Raw genomic sequence first — 19,038 nt, forward strand, 5'->3', positions numbered from 1 at the left:
AGGCATGCTCGTGGTTGACACATAATTTCGGCTTTCTGCTATGCGTGACGGTCAAGACAGCGTGCCGCTGACGGTGCCTTGCTTCTTCATCAGCGGGCGCTAGCCTTCGGCCCGGTCGTTCTTTGGGCAAAGGGCAGGCGAAGCGGGGCCGGAGGAAAACCTTCACTTTGCACCTACCGTAGCCGGGCCCTATCTGCCAAGCAATATCCGTAGGATGATGTAGCGCTTCCGGGGCCTCCATAAAATGCACAAAATTGGCTTCTTAGTTCGATCGCGATGTCGGCACCCAGCTCTCTGTCGCGCTGGAGTTGTGGATGCGTCGGAGGCCGCCAGATCTTGCCACAGAGGCGCGGACCAGAGGACGCGCGGTCATCGATTCGAATCGTCGAACGTGTCCTGCTGGCCCGGGAAACGAAGGAAGCATCCGCCGCTGAACTGGCCGGCCACTACGCCAGAGACGGCGGTGATCTGGTGCGGGTTCCAGCCAACCCATTGCCCTACCTTTGGCACCGGCTTACATACACAAGGCGGAGTTTCACAAGCTTCGACTTTAGAGGCGCCGCCTGCCGTGCTCCCAACTAGGTAGGTTTGTAGATGGCCAGCCCGGCTACGCCGCAAGAGCGAAAGTGGCCCGAGGGCGAGGACGGCAGCGGTCAGCAGTACTCGTCTGATTCTCTTGGTGTCTTCGAGAAATCGCGGTATCGGCGAGCCATGGTTCAGCCACGCACCGCAGCACCCTGCCCCGATAACTGACCCAGGGCAGGGTGCTGCGAATGTGTTTGAGAAGGAGCGAGTCTAGTAGCTTCCGGTTCGGGACTTGTTGTCGAGAACCTTTCTGAGCACACGCTCGGACACCTCAAGCGTGTAGTCGATGTCGTCGGCAGTGTGTGCGACGCTGATGTGGCTGCGCCCGATGTTCTCGGGCATCTCAAAGATGCCGTTACGAACCAGTTCCTTGCGGTAGGCGACGAATAGCTCGGTGTTGTTTCGGGGCACGTCGTCGAAGCTGTTCAGCTCTCCTTCCATGAAGAGCATGATGTAGAGCGAGCCGTATCCGGAGACGATCGTGGGGACGCCGACACGGTCGGAGATCTCCCGAAGACCGGTACGCATCCTGTCGCCAAGAGCAAAGATGTGTTCGTATGCGGCGCCGTCAGCGAGTTCGGCCAGCGTCGCCTTCGCTGCTGCGAGCCCGACCGCTCCGCCGTTGTACGTGCCGGCGAAGGCGACCTTTCCTGTTGCCGTGGTGCTGTATTGGGCCATGAGATCGGCGCGACCGCCGACAAATGCGAGGGGGAACCCGTTCGCCACGGCCTTGCCCATGCAGGTTAGGTCAGGCCTGACGCCGCAGATGGCCTGATAGCCGCCAAGGTTATGCCGGATGCCAGTGATGACCTCGTCGAAAATGAGGAGTGCACCGTGCTTGTCGCAGAGGTCTCGCAAGCCCTGCAAGAATCCGTCGTGAGGGTGGATGCTGGGGCTGTTGTGCGCGATGGGCTCGACGATGATCGCGGCCACTTCGCCTTCGTTTTCAATGAGGGTTCGTTCGACGTCGGCCAAGTCGTTGTACCGGCAAACCAGGGTTGCGTCGACTGCGGCGTCGAGCATGCCCTGGGAGCCCGGGTCGCGTTTGCCGATCCGCTCAGCAGGGCTGATGGTGTTCAGCAGCACGTAGTCGTGGCCGCCGTGGTAGTGCCCCTGAAACTTAATGATCTTCTGTCGCCCGGTGACACCGCGTGAGAGTCGGATCGCGTGGTAGGTGGACTCGCTGCCAGTGACGCAGAACAGGACCTGGTCGACGAACGGAATGTTCGATACCAGGGTCTCCGCCACCTCGACCTCGAGCTCAGTTGTTCCGACTCCGAAGAGCACGGTTTTCTGGATGGCTTCCGACACTGCCTCAGAGACCGGCTGCGAGGCGTGGCCGAGGATGATCGGGCCGTAGGCCGCGTGGTAGTCGATGTACCTGTTGCCGTCCACGTCTTCGAGGTATGCGCCATCGCCGCGGGCGAAACACAGGGGTGGGTCAATTTTGCGGCGGGCGGTGTTCACTCCCCCGGGCGTCACGATCCCTCCGCGCGCATAGAGTGCGGCCGACTTCTCGATCGAGCCGATCGGACCGGTCGGTCGTTGCAGTGGCGTAGCGGCCGATAGTTGCAGGGGCGTTACAGACATCTGAGGCTCTTCCTTCTACCTTGCGTTGGGTTCGGCCCCTCAAAACGGCCCCATAACTGGAAAGGTGTGGGAGCCGGTGGACCAATATGGTCTTCGAACTGTATGTAGATCACTCGGTGTCAGTCAACCCCCTTCACGCCTTACCCTCCCAGAATTCGGCTCGCTACCTCGTAACTTCTCGGAAATCTTGCGCGCGTAGTGTGTTCGAAGGGGTTGACAGGACGAAAGCATCTGCATACATTTTTCGTTATTGAGGTCTACCTCACACTGTCTCTCTGCGAGCGGGCGGGTTTCCGGCGTTGTCGGTACCGCCACTATGACAACCACAAGATGCCAGCGCATGTCGGCGGCTGCAGGACTAACCTGGAGAGCCCCAGACGGTTTAGCTGGCCGAACGCGTAAGAAAGGCGAAAGCCAGCATGAGCAAAACTGAAAGTTCCCCGCCAGTGGCGGCGAATGAGCCCGGCGGTCTCAGGCGTGATGCAGTATCACTGACGGGCGCGACTGTCATGGGGGTCGCATCGATCGGGCCGGTTGCGGGAATGGCGTTCCTACCCCAGATCGTCGCAGCTAAGGCCGGCGCTGCCACCCCATTTGTATATGTCCTGGCTCTGGCGGGCGCTCTGTGTATTGCCTACACCATGGGGCAGTTCTCGCGGTGGGTTCGAAGCGCAGGCTCGTTTTACGCCTTCAACTCGCGTGGTCTTGGACCTTCTACGGGCATCTTCTCCGGGTGGATCCTCATGCTGGGATACGCACTAGTCTTTCCTCTCAACATCCTGTCGTTCGGGCCGGCCCTTGAGGCAATTCTTCTTAGGCAGACCGGTGTGGACATTCCGTGGTGGGCCTTCAGTGTCGCGGCTGTCGGAGTGGTGGTCGCGTTGACGCTGGCCGGAATCGGACTCTCGCTACGCGTCGACCTGATGATCCTCCTCGGTGAGGTCCTAATATTCCTTGTCCTCGCAGTCGTCATCGTCGTCAAGGGAGGAGCGAGCGGCAACACCGCGTCCGTATTCACCCCGACCGGTGATGGGTCACAGCCGAGCGGTCTGTTGTTTGCCTTGGTGTTCGCGTTCTTCAGCCTCCAGGGTTTTGAATCAGCCGCGACCGTTGCCGAGGAGACAAAGGACCCGAAGCGCAACATTCCTCGCGCCCTGACCGGGTCCGTTATCTTCGCTGGCGTACTCTTCATTTTCGTCACGTATGCGATGACCATCGGCTTCGGCACCTCCAACGTTGCCGACTTCGCGAGTGACCCATTGCCCATGTCCACTTTGGCCGAGCGCTACATGTCGGGCGGCTACTCGACCCTGGTTGATCTGGCCGTCCTGTTCGCCGCATTCTCTGCAGCGATCGCCAGCTGCAATGCCCTGACTCGTGTGCTGTTCGCGATGGGCCGGGACCGCGTGCTTCCTGAGTCATTGACCCGACTACACTCCGTACGCCGTTCGCCCTACGTCGCAATTGCTGTCGCCGCCGTGATTTGTTTGGCAATCGTGCTGGGCGCAGGGATTCCGCTCGGGGCCTATCCGCAGGCATACAGCTACGTCGGAGCAGTCGCAGGCATTCCCTTCCTCCTGCTTTACGGGCTGGTCAGCATCTCGCTGTTTGTCTTCGTACTGCGCGACCACCGGGGGAAGTTCAACCCGATCAAGCACGCTGTCGTTCCAGGTCTCGGGCTGGCCCTTGCCGGCATTGCGATCTATGGCTCTTACGTTCCGCTTCCCGAAGGCGCGTTCCTCTGGATCAATTTCGGTGCACTCGCTTACGCGCTTCTCGGTGTCGCCCTCGCTGTCTGGTTGCGTGCCCGCAAGCCGCAGCTCGTGGCCAGAATTGGCCATGCAGTCGAGCAGACACTGGAGCCCGAAGCCGACTCTGACTCCACGCCAATCCCGGAGTCCTCGCGCTAACTTAGCCCCGTCGGCGGGATCTTCGATGCGTTTGGCCGGCACGTATATGAAGATCCCGCCGACGACTTTCGGCAGTCCGCTCCCCTGGGCTTCTGGGAGCTATTCGAGGCCGACGGAAAGCCTGAATGCCACACGATGGCTCGCCTCTGACGGCTTAAGGGTCGATATCCAGTCGCGCTGACACTGATGGTTCAGATGTTTCTCACTGACACGGAGTCGGTCGGGACCGAACGCAGGAAAGCGAGCCGCCCTTGTCCTCCCGCGATCATCGACGCCCTAGACGCCCAACGGAAACGGAACGCCACGACGCGCCCCGTCGTCGGGGACGCAGCATACACGGGCACGGCGACACCGCCCAGGGGGAAGGGCTCCTGCCGCGAAGAGCCAGAGGCGGGGCCAGGAGCCCGCGGTAGTGTCCTCCCCCTCCCCGCTCAGCAAGAAACCACCGCCGCGGATAAGCGAGCGGGCCGTCACCTCCAGGCAGTGGAGGCGTCCATTACTGCTGCCGTGGACGCGCTCACCGGGAAACACCTGGCCCTCTGTGAACTGGTCCGGACGTTGGCGGAGCAGATGGAAGCCTCCGGGCCGGAGGGACCGGGGACCAGGCTGGCCGGGGCTTACCTGACGGCGGTCCGCACACTCAATGCTGCAGCTAGCACGGACGCCCCGGCTCAGCCGGTCACACCGAAGAACGGTCGGGCGGCCCTCCGCGCCGTTCGTGACGGCACTGGCCAGTAACATAGCCGGGCGACAGAGTTCTGGAAGATCGTCCTACCCCTCTTAGTTAGCGCACTTGGCGGCGCTATCGTTGCCGGGCTATTCAGCCTCTACAACAACAGCCAAGCCGAGGACCACGAGGGGGAAGTGGATCCGGGACAGCAAGATTGAAGGCTATTCCGCGTTCCTGGACGCGACTGAGCGCATGACTTTCGCGATTTCCGCCAGTGAAGGCGGGGCCATGAACCCCGCGGAGATCGCGGCGAGTTTTGCCGAATACGCTGCGGGCAAATTGGAAATTATGGCACCCAAGGACCTCCGGGCGGCCGCTCATGAGTTTGAGCTGGAGCTGTATGAGTTCCTGAATGAGTCCCGGAAAGCTCGCACCGCGGGAACGGCATTTCAGGATGGGCTGTGGACCGTGTGGACGAAAAGAGGCGCGCAGTGGTTCGGTTAATGCAGCACGACCTTGGCCTGGAACAGGTGGAGTATCCGGTAAGTGGCAGTGAACTGCCGTCAGGGTGATAGCATCCACAGGCGGCGGCTCCGCTCAGCCTCATAGTTCTCAAAGCTTGGGCCACCTCCCAGCAGCTGGCCTGTAGCGCTGACCGTTGACTCCCATTTTTGAGGCAGTATCCGCCCATCCCGCCATGACAGTTTGGCCAAGGCGAAGGGCGCATCGTACCGGCCGTTTCCGTACACGCTCACCGGAACATGAAAGGACGCCCCGGGGGCAAGTACGGCAATCGGGGACGGGTTGGACTCTTTCCGCCACGGCGCCCACGCGTGAGCCCCCGCTTCGATCGCACGATAGTGAATCTCGCCGTTATGTTCGATGGCTTTCTTTGCCTCCAGCTCTACCGTGAGGCTGAGTTTGATGTTCCTGGCGCTGGCGGGCCCGTGATTGATGATGATCATCCGGTTTCCTTAGCGTCAGGAGTCTTAGCGAAACGGACACTCACTTCCGCTTTCCTGCCCTTGAAGAACTGGCCAGCGAATGCGGCGATACTGTGGGCCAGGGCCAGTAGTGCAATCCACGTTTGGCCTACGCTGCTGGTGGACCCGTACTCTACCCAGCGGGCCACAAATGACAGCGGATCCCGGCCCAGCTCCTCCAGCGGCGGAGCGGTGGGCTCCATCTTTTGAAGTGCGGCGCTGACCCAGGTTTGAACGGGATTTCCCCAATGCATATAGGCATCTTAGTGAGCCCATCCGGGCCGGTTTGACCTCAACTAAATAGTTGCCCATGAGTTCTAAGCGGGCCGATAATCCCGCCCTCCACTTTTTACGGCCGGGATTCGGGCCGCCGTGAGATTCAATGGCTCTGCACGGCCGCGGCGCTGCTCCCGCGGCTCCGAGCGCTTCAAAACCTGTTGGGACTTGTTTTTTATGACCTTGCCTTGGATTGTTCCCATCTGGGTTTAAAGAATCGTGTAGTAAGCGATCGGCCCCGTTCTCCTCGTTGGAAGGGGAACGGGGCCGATGCCGACAGCCAGCTGGTTATCGTGGGTAGAGCGTGGAAGCTCCGCTCGCGCACGCTGTGCAGGTACAAACGATTGGCTTTAGGAACTGGAACACTGTGCTCAAGAACTTAGACGGAAGTCCGCGCGGGGCGCGCAGGTGCGCGAACGCGTCCAGTTGCAGTAGCCCGCGGAGCGCGACCTGTGGGCTGGATCGCTTCTGGACGCCCCCACTGTCCGGACTGCTTCAGTAACGAGCAACGCATCCGCAACTCTGGATCGCACGTGCGCTGATTTCTGTGGTTGGCTGTTCGAACCGGGTCTGTCTAACCGTCCTGCTGAATAGCTGGTTCTGGCTAATCCTGGCCCTCCGCGACTGCGTCGGGGTCGAAGAACTGAAGAAGGAGTTTAGGCTTCGAGCGGGGCTGCACTTGGAGTTCGAACGCCTCCGCTGCCTGGGTAAATGGAAGGACGCGGTCGAGTAGTGGCGAAAGCTGCAGCGGCCCTCTAGCGGCTAGGTCTACAAGTTGATCCCAGAAATCGATCCCGGAGAGCACCGCTTGAACGTTCGCATCGCGAATCGTTAGTTCTGCCCAAGGGAAATCATTGACGGGATGGTGTGCAATTCCAACGACGGCCAACCTTCCGCCATACGTGATGGCGCGGCCGGCCTGCGAGACAGCTGCTGGCGCCCCAGAGGCCTCAATTGCCACATTATAGAAGTCACTCTGAGCTTCCTCAGGGCGCAGAGCTCTCGCCGCCCCCAACTGGAGCGCCAGCTGGAGTCCAGCGTCGTCGATACCAACGACATCGACCGTGGCGCCTCGGCCTGCCGCAATTTGCGCGGCATGCAGGCCGACCGCTCCGGTGCCGAAGACGACAACACGGTCGTTGTTCTTGACGTTGACACGCGTGACTGCATGAAGGGCCGTGCTGGCGGGTTCGAGGAGCGCCGCGTCGCGGAGCGTGACTGTATCCGGCAGGGATGCGAGCACCTTCGCCGGGACGAGGGCGTATTCGCTTGCCGCGCCGGGGTAGTCGCCGAGGATGCCCATTTCGGATCGATCGGAGCAATGCGTACGTCGTCCGCTTCGACACGCAGGGCAGACTTCGCAGGTAATGAAGTTGTGGCCCACCACGCGGTCGCCCGGCAGCACGTTTCTTACATCGTCCGCAACTGCTGCGACCACGCCTGACCACTCGTGACCGAATACGAACGGGTACGCTTTAAGGCCTTGACTCAAATAAACGCTGCTTCCGTCCCACATGGCCGCATCTGCTCCGCAGAGTCCGACGTACGCAGTCCTGACCAGCACGTGGCCCGGGCGAAGGGCGGGTACGGGACTCTCGCGAACCTCTACGACTTTGGGACCCGCAAGTACCACGGCCCGCATGTTTGTGGGAACGGCACCGGCCCCGGTCAGCGACGTCGACGACGTCGTCAGTACGGAGTTATTCACTTTGACTCCTTTGGGTGTTGGACGTCGACGAGGCGGCCGACGAACTGGATGGTTCTTGGCTTAGCAAGAGTGTCAGCCCCTGTGGTCCAAGGCGCCCAATCGATTTATGTAGGCGCACAGGGACCGGGCTGCTCGGTACCCATAAATGTATGCAGAGTGTAGCCCGCAGTCAAGAACATACAGCGCGAGACCTTGACGAGTTGCACATTGTGCATACACTTGTTGCATGACGACTACGGTTCAACCTTCAGATGCAACATCGGCGGGCCGGAGCCCGCTTCGTGGAACGATTGTTATCAGCGGTGGCCTGGGTGGCCTCGGCATCGCCATGGCACGTGAGCTTGTCTCCTGTGGAGCCCGCGTCGTGCTGACCGGTCGCCGCTCTTCGAGTGAGGCGGCAGCGGATCTCGACAAGCTCGGAGCAGGAGACAAGGCTGTTTACCAGCAGCTCGACGCTGCAGATGTTGAAGGCACTGAGCGCTTGTTTGCCGGAATCGACGACCTGACTGGGGTCGTTGCCAATGCTGCGATTTACAGGGGAGCTCCATTCTTAGATCTGGAACCTGACGAGTTCAGTGAGATGTTGTCGGTCAATCTCACCGGTTCGCTGATCTTTGCACAAGCAGCGGCTCGGCGGCTGGTCTCCACGAAGACGCCTGGGTCGATCGTGCTCATCAGTTCGTGGGCCCAGGATGTGCCGGACTATGGATCGACCTCTTATTGCGTCTCGAAGTCGGGCCTCCGCATGATGGCGCGGGTCATGGCATTGGAGCTGGGTCAGTATGGGATCCGCGTGAACACGATGTCCCCCGGTATCGTGGACGCCGGAATGGCGCAGCGACAGATCCGTACCGATGCGGCCTACGCTGAGCGCGCTCGACGGACGGTCCCACTCGACCGCTTCCAGAGCGCAGAGGACGTGGCACAGGCTACCCGGTTCCTACTCTCGGATGACGCTTCCTACATCACGGGAGCTGACTTACGTGCCGATGGCGGAGCCAGCCTCTTCCGCCGCGACACGGACGCCTCGTAAACCACGAATACGGCCAGGACGGCGATTCCAGGTGCGGATTGCCGCGCTCTGACCCGCTCCCTGACGCGGGACTCGCCGCGCCGAAAAGTTGTCGTCCTGGGCATCCGTGTGCTTACGAGGTAGCTCTGGCCCCTGACCGCACACGAGGGAGTCACGGAAACCTTCTCGGACCTGCCTTTTCATGCCAGGGATCCATCAATGCCTAGCCGGCCAAAAGTCCGCGGTCGTGGCAACCCCCGGTCTAGACGGCCACGTGCAACTCGAAACTGCATGGCCGTAGCTCAGAAACTGTGGAAGTTAGCTGGGACACCGGATTGCCAAGACTTGCGGATAATCCCCTGCTGAACCCAGGGGAGCTGGCTGCTCCTGAGATCGGCAGGCACTGGCCGTAGGAGCTGCATCTTGCAGAAGATGCATGGAGGAGTGGAGCCGGGTGGGGACCTGGCTCCACTCCTGTCTAACTAATCTCCGGCACCGCTGTGCCACGGACAAGGACAGGACCATGAACTTTACCGAATTTGAACCCTTGACCGGCAGCAGCCGTGTGAAGCGCGGCATGGCTGAGATGCTCAAGGGCGGCGTCATCATGGACGTCGTCAACGTCGAACAGGCCCGCATCGCCGAAGACGCCGGTGCCGTTGCTGTGATGGCGCTCGAACGCGTGCCGGCCGATATCCGTGCCCAGGGCGGCGTGTCCCGGATGTCCGATCCGGACATGATCGACCAGATCATCGATGCCGTGTCCATCCCGGTCATGGCCAAGGCCCGCATCGGCCACTTCGTCGAGGCCCAGGTCCTGCAGTCCCTCGGTGTGGACTACATCGACGAGTCCGAGGTCCTGACCCCGGCGGACTACATCAACCACATCGACAAGTGGAACTTCAAGGTTCCCTTCGTGTGCGGTGCCACCAACCTCGGTGAGGCGCTGCGCCGCATCAACGAGGGCGCGGCGATGATCCGTTCCAAGGGTGAGGCCGGCACCGGTGACGTTTCCAACGCCACCGGGCACATGCGCCAGATCCGTGCTGAGATCGCCAAGCTCTCCGCGCTGCCCGAGGACGAGCTGTACGTTGCGGCCAAGGAACTGCAGGCCCCGTACGAACTGGTCAAGGAAGTTGCCGCTGCCGGGAAGCTCCCCGTGGTGCTCTTCACCGCCGGTGGCATCGCCACCCCGGCTGACGCTGCAATGATGATGCAGCTCGGCGCTGACGGCGTGTTCGTCGGCTCGGGCATCTTCAAGTCCGGCAACCCCGCCCAGCGTGCCGCCGCCGTCGTGAAGGCCACCACCTTCTACGACGACCCCGACGTCATCGCCAAGGCCTCCCGTGGCCTGGGCGAAGCCATGGTGGGCATCAACGTCGACGAGATCCCTCAGCCGCACCGCCTCGCCGAACGCGGCTGGTAAGCAGGTCCAAGGTTCACAGCCCATTCAGATTATTCCGTCCGCCCTTGGACTTTTAGCCACAATGCTCGCCGCGGTCACTGTGAACTTCGTGAGCCCCGAATTCGAGGAAGTCGCGACGGTGGAGCCAGGGTGAACCACGCACCTTTCGCCGGGGAATAATCGGCATGTTTGTCGTTAGAATGTATGCATTTCAGGGACGCCCAGGCCCCGGTCGTAGCCTGCAGTAGGGTTGCGGCTGGCGCCTTCCTGTCGCGGTGAGTCCTTGGCTGGTTGCACAAACCCCCTGATTGACCGTGTCGCGACACTCCTGCCTGTGCGCGGGCCACCCTTGACACCTGGACCAAAAGTGCATACATTACATAGCAGATGTTCTGGTAGCGGAGGGTTGGCCAGCGTGGCTGCGCCTCGCTCGCCGTGTCCTCAGACGAAACAGAGAATCAGGATTTGATATGCGACTGATCAACCTTGCGGGCCGACTCTGCCTTGAAGTCGAGGGACGTGCAGTGGACGTTCAGCGTGCGAGTGAGGGACGATTCGATGCTGAACCACAGCGAATCTTCCACCGGTGGAATGAGTTCAACACGTGGGCCGCCAATACCCCCTTGACGGGAGCTGATGGAGAGCCATTCCGTGTTGAGGACCTATGCGCCCCCGTTCCTGAGCCCCGGCAGATTCTCGCGGTCGGTCTGAATTACGCAGCTCACGCCGCCGAGTCTGGTTTCGTCAAACCTGCCGATCCGGTTGTTTTTACCAAGTTTCCCTCGTCGCTTACCGGACCTGTCACAGAGGTAGGCATCCCCGATGGCGGTTCCGTTGACTGGGAGGTCGAGCTAGTTGCCGTGCTGGCACGAGGGGGGCGGAACATTCGTGCCGCCGATGCCTGGACCTACGTCGCTGGCGTAACCGTCGGGCAAGATCTGTCGGAGCGGGAAGGTCAGCACCGCGGGCCAGCCCCACAGTTCAGCCTGGCCAAGTCACATCGCGGTTTCTCGCCAATTGGCCCCGCCCTTGTCACGTTAGATGAGCTCACGAACGTGGACGATTTGGAGATCCAAGCGCAGATCGATGGCGTGGTGGTTCAGCATGGCCGCACGTCGCAGATGATCTTCTCTGTCCCGGAGCTGATCAGCAGGCTTTCAGAAATTGTTGAGCTTTACCCGGGCGACCTCATTTTTTCGGGTACACCCGCCGGCGTGGGTGCGGGGATGACTCCGCCGCGGTTCCTGCAGCCGGGCGAAGAGCTGCGTAGTTCCATCGAAGGAGTCGGTGAGTTGGTCCAGATTATGGTCGAGCCCGTCCGCGCCGGGCACGCGTCAGCTTCGCCCCTATCAGTGAGTGAGTGAGTGTTGTGGCTTTCCATCAACGCGGCGCTGCGGCAGAGAGCTGTAGTTCTGCGCGGCTCTTCTTCCCCTGGGGCCACCCCTAGCTCTGCATTTCATTAATTCAGAAGATTTAGCCCAAGTTATGACCGCGGAGCCCAGTGCTCTTTAACGCGGCATGGAAGGAACTAGATAATGTCGACAGTGATTACCGGTCACACCAAAAACGCAGGGGCAGTCCTGGGTGTGCACGGCGGCGATGGAGTCATGTATTGGCTTCGGGCCGCCACTGGCGCCCACCTCTATAGCGAGTGGGACGGAATCGAATGGGTGGCCTTTGACCCGGGCGGCCGCGCAGGCCTGCACACGCACAGCCACACCGAGGAGATCTGGTTCTTCCTTAAGGGAACCGCTGAGATCGAACTGGACGGGGAACGTTACGACGTATCACCCGGCTCCATCGTGTTAACGCCCCTACACTCCAAGCATGCGATCTGGAATACCGGCAACGAACGTCTCGAATACGTTGTGATCGAGGTATTCCCCCCTGCCATCAGCGGCAAGTTGCCGCCGCGACGGCCCACTGAGGAAGACGACAGCAATAGTGGCGCCTCTCGCGCCGAGGAGGAGAACAACTGATGCCCGGACACGTAAGCCGTTTGGCCGTTGGCCAGACCCTCGATGCCAAAGAGTACTTCGAAGGACCTTGGCGGAGCTTCTCCCGAGTCCTGGTTGACGCCGGCACCGAGACGAACTTCGATGCCACGGACTGCGAGTACTCAATCTTCGTCATGTCCGGCGAGGGCACTCTCGAGTTGGGCTCGACTCAGCAGAAGCTCACGACGGGAAGTGCCGTCACGGTTGGGTACCGGGCAACGATCAGAGTTCGCGCCGAAAGTGACTTGGAGCTGTTCGTGACGACCCTAGATGTAGACACTCCGAGCGCCTGACGACACATCTGAGCGCTGCGCCCTTGGTCTTTGGGGCTCTGCGGAGCGTCAGTCGGCTGCATAATTCGGGGAAGAGTAGAATGTGTATGCACATTGATTGCACCTCCACGGAAAGCTAGGGATTCATTTGAGCCAGCAAGCAACAGATGTGAGGTACCGGGGCTCCGGGGCTTCGAAAGAGTCGGGTTCCATTGCCTGGATCTATGACCGTCTTCGGGACTGGATCCTCTCTGGACGCCTCCCGGCGGAATCAGTCCTTAACCAGGTACACCTAGCGGCCGAACTTGGAGTGTCGCGCACGCCCATCCGGGAAGTGCTTCGCATGCTCGAGCGGGAGGGTCTGGTGCAATCGGAGCACAATCAACGCGTGCGCGTGAGCCCCGTGAGCATCGAGGACCTGGAGGAGATCTACGCACTCCGCATCGTCAACGAGGCCCTCGCCGTGCGCATTTCCATGCAAAAAATGGGCAAGCATGACATCGAAGAGCTCAACTCCTGCCTGGAGGAGATGAGAGGGTGCGCGACAAGCGAAGACTACGAAGGCTGGACTGCGCCGCATGCCCGGTTCCATGAACTGCTCAATTACCGGGCAGGCGAGCGAACCGTGCGAATGCTTCAGGATTTGTCCGACAACGCGGCCCGTTGCCGACGGATGTACATGACGGGAGCTACGCACGCGTGGCCCGTCATGGACTCCGACCACACAGCAATCCGCGACGCAGTCCTGGCGAACGACCCCGCTGCCGCAGGCGCGGCGCTCGGGGTCCATTTTGCACGAACAGCCATTGGCGCGATGGCCATGATCGACCCAGGGTACGACCCCAGGCGCCTACGCGCAGCACTACGAATGGTGACCGAAGACGTTCCAGATCTCACATAGCGGCGAGCGTCTTCTGCACCGGTCGAGCCAAAAGGGCGCACACACAGTTGTTTTCCGACCAGCAGAAAGAAAGTTCGAAGGGCTAACATGGATTCTAGACTTATGGGATCAAGCGCATACGTCACAGGCGGAGCGCAGGGTATCGGTGCGGCGGTCGTGCATCGCCTAGTATCCGAAGGCGTGCGAGTCGCGGTCTCCGATCGCGATGAGACAGCGCTCATGGCGCACCGAGACGAATGGACAGTCGATGGTCACGAGCCTGTGCTTATCGTCGCCGACTTGGGATCGGCAGACGGCGCGGTAGGGGCAGCAGAAGAAGCAATGGCGCGATTGGGCGATTGCCCGAACCTGCTTGTCAACAATGTCGGCGTTGCGATGTCGACGCCATTCGGTGAACTAACTGATGACGGCTGGCAGGCGTGCTTTGAACTGAACTTCATGAGCCACGTGCGAGCTTGTCGTGTGCTACTTCCTCGAATGCGTGAGAAGCCGGGCGCCGCCGTAGTCAATGTCTCCTCCGACCTGGCTAAGCAACCAGAGCCGGTTCCAGTCGATTACGGCTCGATGAAAACTGCACTGCTCTATTTGTCGAAAGCTCTGGCGATCGAGCACGCTCCGCAGGTTCGCATCAACGCGGTGCTCCCCGGACCTGTGTGGACCGGGCTGTGGTCGCGCCCTGGCGGCGTTGTTGATCGTTTGGCCGACCTATATGGTACCGACAGGGACGAAGCGTTGAAGATCTACCTGAAGGAACGGCAAATGCCTCTTGGCATCGCCGACCCAGACGACGTCGCGACCATGGTCACCTACCTGCTATCGCCACTCGCTTCGCACGTAAACGGCGCAGCCTTCGATATCGGGGGAACGATCCGCGGGCTGCTTTGAACCTGTCTTATCCGCCCGTTCACCGTGCCCGCAAGGACGGCAGGCAACAGAGGCATCGTTTGCCGCACGTCTCGCGGTAGCGCCCTCCTGCAGCTAACATCCGTTGGTCATCCAGGGAAGTGTGGTGATCCGGGTAACGCGTCGGCTTTGGCGAATTAGACCTGCAAGAATTCAACCCCCTAGGCCCTGCAGTCTTTAGGACCGCAGGGGTGAGCATGAACATCTCATGCGAAGTCGGAATACCGAGGACCGTCGGTCGCATCGGCTGCCGACGGTCCTCCAAAGGAGCAAATCAATGCCGACCCCAGACTTCATCCGCTCTCTGCGGCACAAGGTAGGGAAAGACCTCTTGGCCCTCTCAGGCGTGACGGCAGTTGTGTTCGATGACGACAAAGTCCTGCTGGTGCAAGGAACGGAAACGGGTGTCTGGGGGCCAGTTACAGGCATTATCGATCCGGGCGAAGAACCGGCGGATGCAGCAGTGCGTGAGACATTCGAGGAAACCTCTGTTCACGCTGTCCCTGACAAGCTCGCCATGGTGCAAGCGCTGCCGCCGCTGACCTACGCCAACGGTGACAGAGCACAGTTCCTGGATTTCGTGTTCAAGCTCAGCTGGACGGCCGGTGAGCCTTACCCTGCGGACGACGAAAACCACGATGCGAGGTGGTTCCGGCTCGATCAACTTCCCGAAATGCCGTCCATCATGTCCGACAGGATTGCGGCGGCCCTGGCCACCACTGAGATCACCCAGTTCAAATGGACGCCACCGGACGGTCGGCGTGTCCAACAGAGATCTGCTAAGACGGACTTTTCTGCATCAGTGGCGGCCGTCCTATTCGATATGGACGGCACTCTGGTGGATTCCAGGGCCGTGGTGGAAGCGGCGTGGGCCGACTTTGCCACCCAGCATTCGCTGGATCTCCCCACACTTTTACGCTTCGCGCACGGCCGGCAGACCCGGGACACGGTCGAACGGTTCCTTCCCCAGGGGCACGACGTTGAGGCTGCCGCGTCCAAGGTGGATGCGGAGCAACTGGAACGAACTGACGGGGTCATCGAGATACCGGGTGCGTCACGTTTTCTGGAAGCTCTCGACGACACACCGATTGCCATTGTGACATCGGCGACCAGGGACCTTGCAGTTAAACGGCTGATTGCAGCCGGGCTGAGGGTACCTTCCGTTCTGATCGCAGCTGAGGATGTCAGCATGGGAAAACCGTCTCCCGAAGGATATGCAAAGGCATTAGGCGAACTAGATGTTAGTCCCGAAAAATGCCTCATTTTCGAAGACGCTGAAGCTGGCATCGTGGCGGCCAGGCAGTCCGGGGTGAGACATACGATCGTGATCGGGAATCATACCTCCCTGACTACAGCTGGCTTGGTGCGAATGGCTGACTACACAGGGCTCAAGGCCAGTCGGCAAGGCGGCACGACGACGATCCGCAGCTGACACTGACGGCAGGGATCGACGTGTTCCCAACAGCCCAATCTTTGGTCAAGCAACCTGGACAGCATCGACAGTCGAAGGTCATCGTAATCCGGCCGGAATAGACGCCGCCGGGCCCGGTTGACGTCCCGGTCCACGGGCTGGGCAAGTCCGTCCAATGCGTCCCGCTGTGCCCCGATGAGCCCTGCCTTTTCGTGTTTGGGCAGCAGCAAGCGCCGGCACTGGCGGCGACCGCCAGGTTTCCGGCTCCTGTGGCCCCGGATGAGCGCCACTAGCATCGTGAAGCGGCTGGTGGGTGGCCTTGGGAACTCTTGTAGCGGCCGTCGCGGTTTCAGCCAGTGAGGGTTGCACGTGGAGTTTATTTCGTCCAGCAGCCGGCCAAGGGCCGGCCTCTCATAGCGCGCCCGGGCGCCCGTATCACCCCATAGAAGTCCCGTGATCGCCGGGACGGGTTCCGCCGAGCGACACGTCCGATCTAACGGCGCGGCGTCCCTTGAAAGGCGATAAGCCGCCATTGGTGCTTGACGAGATGCCAAACGGCGAGTGTTCGGGTATGTATTTCCGAGCGTCTCCCGTCCACCTCAACAGTGGCGTCCATCTCGCCGACGACGATGGCTGCGCCGTTCAGCACGGTGATGCTGTCAGTCGAAATTTGCAGGTCGGCATAACAAAGAGTTCCAGCAGAAAGGCGACGGAGGTATAACGCCTTCGTTTCGCGTGAGCCATTCGAGTGGGTGTATATAAGGCGGTCATCGAGCAAGCCACTGAGGTTTTCGATATCGGCAGCGCGCATGGCTAATGCGCGGCTGTTCTCCAGATCACGGATTTTGGTCTCTACCTCGATCATGTTCATCACAATCGTACGACCAGGCCCGCACGGCAGCACGTGACGTAACCGCTGCGGCGGCCGCCGACAAAGACCTCGTCTCCGTCGGCTAGCTCTTTCTCGGTAAACGGCGCGGCGCGGCGGCCCGTGAAACCTGACGTCTCCCCCAGGATGGACACGTCCTCATCGCCAACGGCCTTCGCAGCTACCCGCAACAACTCGTTGGAACTTACATCAAGGGCTGGCGCATGCGAAGGGCCGCTGACATGCTGCTGCACGTGCTCGAGCTTCGCTCGGACGTAAACGGCGAGGATGATACGCACCAAGCTTGCACTGATAGCACGCGCGACGGTTAGGCCTAACCCGTTGCCTGCTCCACTGACCAGCGCCGTCCGTTCCTGACGGGAGTCCAGGCTCAACCGCGCGGTATGTCCGGAATTCATGGAAACAGTGTATGCAGTTAGTGCTGGCTGTGCCTAGACCTTGATATCAAAGACTGGGTACAAATTGTGCGATTCTCAGCAACTGACCGGACAGTGAACCGCTGTTGCCGCGGATTCTTGCGAGCAGGAGGTCGAATCTCTGCAAGCCACCCCTTGACACCCCTCGGCCAAAGTGCATACATTACACGGAACAAGATGTGCTCGGGCGTCGGATCACCCAAGGGAAGCGGCGGCTTTGGACGGCGGCCCGCCTGGACGGCGGGGTTTCGCTCATCGAGTCACAGATGGAATACACGAGGAGGAATCATGCCCCAAGGGCTGCAGCGAGTGGTGCTTAAAGAGGAACGGGATGCCGGAGCACTCACCCGCACTGCCGTATCACATATCGGTTTCCGCGTGCCTGACCTGGCCGCAGCCGAGCGGTTTTATTGCCGCGTGCTCGGGATGGTGCGCCAGGACGAACTGCCCGACGGCGGTGTACGTCTTGGCTGGGGCGCCGGGCACCACGTCATGGACCTTGTTCAGGGCGAGGCAGGACTGGATCATTTCGCGTTTGAGGTCCGCGACGTCGATGGCATCGCGGGAATCTCGCGCCGTCTCAAAGCGGCTGGCTATGAAGTATCCGACCTCGACCCCTCGTATGTGGACGAGAGCGTAGGACCGATCGAGGCCATCGTCACCAAGACCCCGGACGGTACCCCCGTGCATTTCCACTCACAGGTCCAGCGCCAGGGTGAGAATGCGGCGGACACCGGGCGCCGGCCGATCAAGTTCCAGCACACCACCATCGGAACGGATGCCATCCAGCCGATGATCGACTTTTTCGTCAACACCATCGGGTTCCGTATCAGCGACCAACTGGCAGACGGCCGTTTTTGCTGGTTGAGGAGCGACCGCGACCACCACACCCTTGCCGTGGTCAACGTCGGAACCCCGGGGGTTCTGGATCACTACTCCTATGACCTCGCCGAATGGGAAGACTTTAAGTCCTGGTGCGACCGACTTACCGAACTCGACGTGCCTGTGGCATGGGGTCCTGGCCGGCACGGCCCGGGAAACAACCTGTTTGTCTTCTTCGATGACCCGGCCGGCAACCACATTGAGTTGTCTGCGGAAATGGAGAAGTTCTACGACGATCACGTCACCTACGTACCGCGCCGGTGGAGCCCGGACCCGTTCAGCGTCAACATGTGGGGCGGCCAGAAGCCGGCCTGGCGCAAGACCAGCGAGGAGGGACGGATATGAGGTACATCTCTTACACCGTCAACGGCAAAAATCATGTGGGTGTCCTGGAGGGCGACAGCATAGTTCCGCTCATTGGCCTGGAAGCCATTGATGCGAACCACGGAACGGACGAGCTGCGGAACGCCGGCCGCCGCGAGGAGGACCGCACCCCGCTGGATGCGGTGAAGGTGCTTCCGGCAAGCCCCTCCCCCGCACGGGTGCTGTGCGTGGGGCTGAACTACCGCTCACACATCCTGGAAACAGGACGGGACCTGCCGACATATCCGGTGCTGTTCCCCAAGTACGCATCGAACCTGATTGGTGCCAACGACGACATCCAGCTGCCTCCCGAGTCAACGGAAACGGACTACGAAGGCGAACTCGCAATCGTCATCGGCAAGCGGGGACGTCGGATCGACCCGGCTGCCGCCATGGATCACGTCCTGGGCTTCACCGTGGCCAATGACATCACCATGCGCGACTTCCAGTACAAGACCCATCAATGGCTTCAGGGTAAGGCGTGGGACCGCAGCACACCGCTCGGACCGGTCATCGTCACCCCCGACGAGTTCGAACTGGACACCGCCAGCATCAGGACCATCCTCAACGGTGAAGTCGTCCAGGAAGCACCCGTCAGCGACCTGGTCTTCGATGTGCCCACACTTGTTGGGCAGATTTCCACCTTCACCGAACTGCAACCAGGCGACGTCATCCTCACCGGAACCCCCGGTGGGGTCGGCTACCGGCGGAAGCCCCGCCTCCTCCTCGCCCCCGGGGACGTCGTGACCGTTGAAGTCGACGGAATCGGTGCGGTCACCAACACCGTGACCGCTGAAGTTGTCGAAGCTTCCGCTGCGACAGAATCAGTCGCCGCGGCGGCAATCAACTAGGCCCCCTCCTACGC

The 19,038-nt window shown here is 60.9% G+C and carries 17 protein-coding genes and 1 pseudogene; 13 read left to right on the forward strand and 5 right to left on the reverse strand.

Annotation, left to right across the window (positions count from 1 at the left end):
- Positions 1–795 precede the first annotated feature (795 nt).
- Positions 796–2,175 (reverse strand): aspartate aminotransferase family protein, encoded by a 1,380-nt coding sequence (locus tag AC4EEV_RS20390; protein WP_491331009.1) that lies wholly within the window; start codon positions 2,173–2,175, stop codon positions 796–798.
- Positions 2,176–2,594: 419 nt separating this feature from the next.
- On the opposite strand from AC4EEV_RS20390, the gene AC4EEV_RS20395 reads away from it, so the two are divergent.
- Positions 2,595–4,085, forward strand: coding sequence for an APC family permease (locus AC4EEV_RS20395; RefSeq protein ID WP_491331010.1), 1,491 nt, complete (start codon positions 2,595–2,597; stop codon positions 4,083–4,085).
- Positions 4,086–5,007: 922 nt separating this feature from the next.
- On the forward strand, positions 5,008–5,259 hold the full coding sequence (locus tag AC4EEV_RS20400) for a hypothetical protein (RefSeq protein ID WP_491331011.1): 252 nt from the start codon (positions 5,008–5,010) through the stop codon (positions 5,257–5,259).
- A gap of 59 nt (positions 5,260–5,318) precedes the next feature.
- On the opposite strand, the gene AC4EEV_RS20405 is transcribed toward AC4EEV_RS20400, so the two are convergent.
- Positions 5,319–5,720 (reverse strand): hypothetical protein, encoded by a 402-nt coding sequence (locus tag AC4EEV_RS20405; protein ID WP_491331012.1) that lies wholly within the window; start codon positions 5,718–5,720, stop codon positions 5,319–5,321.
- Between the two features lie 898 nt (positions 5,721–6,618).
- Positions 6,619–7,722 (reverse strand): zinc-dependent alcohol dehydrogenase, encoded by a 1,104-nt coding sequence (locus AC4EEV_RS20410; protein WP_491331013.1) that lies wholly within the window; start codon positions 7,720–7,722, stop codon positions 6,619–6,621.
- Between the two features lie 226 nt (positions 7,723–7,948).
- Between AC4EEV_RS20410 and AC4EEV_RS20415 the strand changes: the two genes are divergently transcribed.
- The 9 genes and pseudogenes from AC4EEV_RS20415 (at position 7,949) to AC4EEV_RS20455 (ending at position 15,644) form a co-directional block, all read left to right on the forward strand.
- The gene (locus AC4EEV_RS20415; protein ID WP_491331014.1) at positions 7,949–8,755 is read left to right on the forward strand and encodes an SDR family NAD(P)-dependent oxidoreductase; all 807 of its coding nucleotides are present in this window, start codon (positions 7,949–7,951) and stop codon (positions 8,753–8,755) included.
- Positions 8,756–9,257: 502 nt separating this feature from the next.
- Positions 9,258–10,160: a pyridoxal 5'-phosphate synthase lyase subunit PdxS gene (gene pdxS / locus AC4EEV_RS20420; protein ID WP_491330934.1), complete on the forward strand. Its 903-nt coding sequence runs from the start codon at positions 9,258–9,260 to the stop codon at positions 10,158–10,160.
- 449 nt (positions 10,161–10,609) lie between these two features.
- Positions 10,610–11,503, forward strand: coding sequence for a fumarylacetoacetate hydrolase family protein (locus AC4EEV_RS20425; RefSeq protein ID WP_491330935.1), 894 nt, complete (start codon positions 10,610–10,612; stop codon positions 11,501–11,503).
- Positions 11,504–11,674: 171 nt separating this feature from the next.
- Positions 11,675–12,118 (forward strand): cupin domain-containing protein, encoded by a 444-nt coding sequence (locus AC4EEV_RS20430; RefSeq protein WP_491330936.1) that lies wholly within the window; start codon positions 11,675–11,677, stop codon positions 12,116–12,118.
- Positions 12,118–12,429: a hypothetical protein gene (locus AC4EEV_RS20435; protein ID WP_491330937.1), complete on the forward strand. Its 312-nt coding sequence runs from the start codon at positions 12,118–12,120 to the stop codon at positions 12,427–12,429. Before AC4EEV_RS20430 ends, AC4EEV_RS20435 begins: the two co-directional genes overlap by 1 nt.
- 148 nt (positions 12,430–12,577) lie before the next feature.
- Positions 12,578–12,793 (forward strand): annotated as a pseudogene (locus AC4EEV_RS20440) (GntR family transcriptional regulator); the annotation flags it as partial.
- Between the two features lie 18 nt (positions 12,794–12,811).
- Positions 12,812–13,309, forward strand: coding sequence for a GntR family transcriptional regulator (locus AC4EEV_RS20445; RefSeq protein ID WP_491331016.1), 498 nt, complete (start codon positions 12,812–12,814; stop codon positions 13,307–13,309).
- A 102-nt stretch (positions 13,310–13,411) separates the two neighbouring features.
- Positions 13,412–14,194, forward strand: coding sequence for an SDR family NAD(P)-dependent oxidoreductase (locus AC4EEV_RS20450; RefSeq protein WP_491330938.1), 783 nt, complete (start codon positions 13,412–13,414; stop codon positions 14,192–14,194).
- Positions 14,195–14,489: 295 nt separating this feature from the next.
- Complete coding sequence (locus AC4EEV_RS20455; RefSeq protein ID WP_491330939.1) at positions 14,490–15,644, forward strand: HAD-IA family hydrolase; 1,155 nt, start codon at positions 14,490–14,492, stop codon at positions 15,642–15,644.
- A gap of 472 nt (positions 15,645–16,116) precedes the next feature.
- Here the strand turns inward: AC4EEV_RS20455 and AC4EEV_RS20460 are convergent, their stop codons facing one another.
- The gene (locus AC4EEV_RS20460; RefSeq protein ID WP_491330940.1) at positions 16,117–16,494 is read right to left on the reverse strand and encodes a nuclear transport factor 2 family protein; all 378 of its coding nucleotides are present in this window, start codon (positions 16,492–16,494) and stop codon (positions 16,117–16,119) included.
- Positions 16,494–16,910: an SDR family oxidoreductase gene (locus AC4EEV_RS20465; RefSeq protein WP_491330941.1), complete on the reverse strand. Its 417-nt coding sequence runs from the start codon at positions 16,908–16,910 to the stop codon at positions 16,494–16,496. The genes AC4EEV_RS20460 and AC4EEV_RS20465 overlap by 1 nt, the downstream gene beginning before the upstream one ends.
- Positions 16,911–17,216: 306 nt before the next feature.
- On the opposite strand from AC4EEV_RS20465, the gene AC4EEV_RS20470 reads away from it, so the two are divergent.
- Together AC4EEV_RS20470 and AC4EEV_RS20475 are read left to right on the forward strand one after the other, a co-directional pair.
- Positions 17,217–18,155: a VOC family protein gene (locus tag AC4EEV_RS20470; protein ID WP_491330942.1), complete on the forward strand. Its 939-nt coding sequence runs from the start codon at positions 17,217–17,219 to the stop codon at positions 18,153–18,155.
- Positions 18,152–19,024, forward strand: a complete 873-nt coding sequence (locus AC4EEV_RS20475; RefSeq protein WP_491330943.1) for a fumarylacetoacetate hydrolase family protein — start codon at positions 18,152–18,154, stop codon at positions 19,022–19,024. The genes AC4EEV_RS20470 and AC4EEV_RS20475 overlap by 4 nt, the downstream gene beginning before the upstream one ends.
- The last annotated feature ends 14 nt before the right edge of the window (positions 19,025–19,038 follow it).

This window comes from Pseudarthrobacter sp. MOO14 (assembly GCF_058267675.1).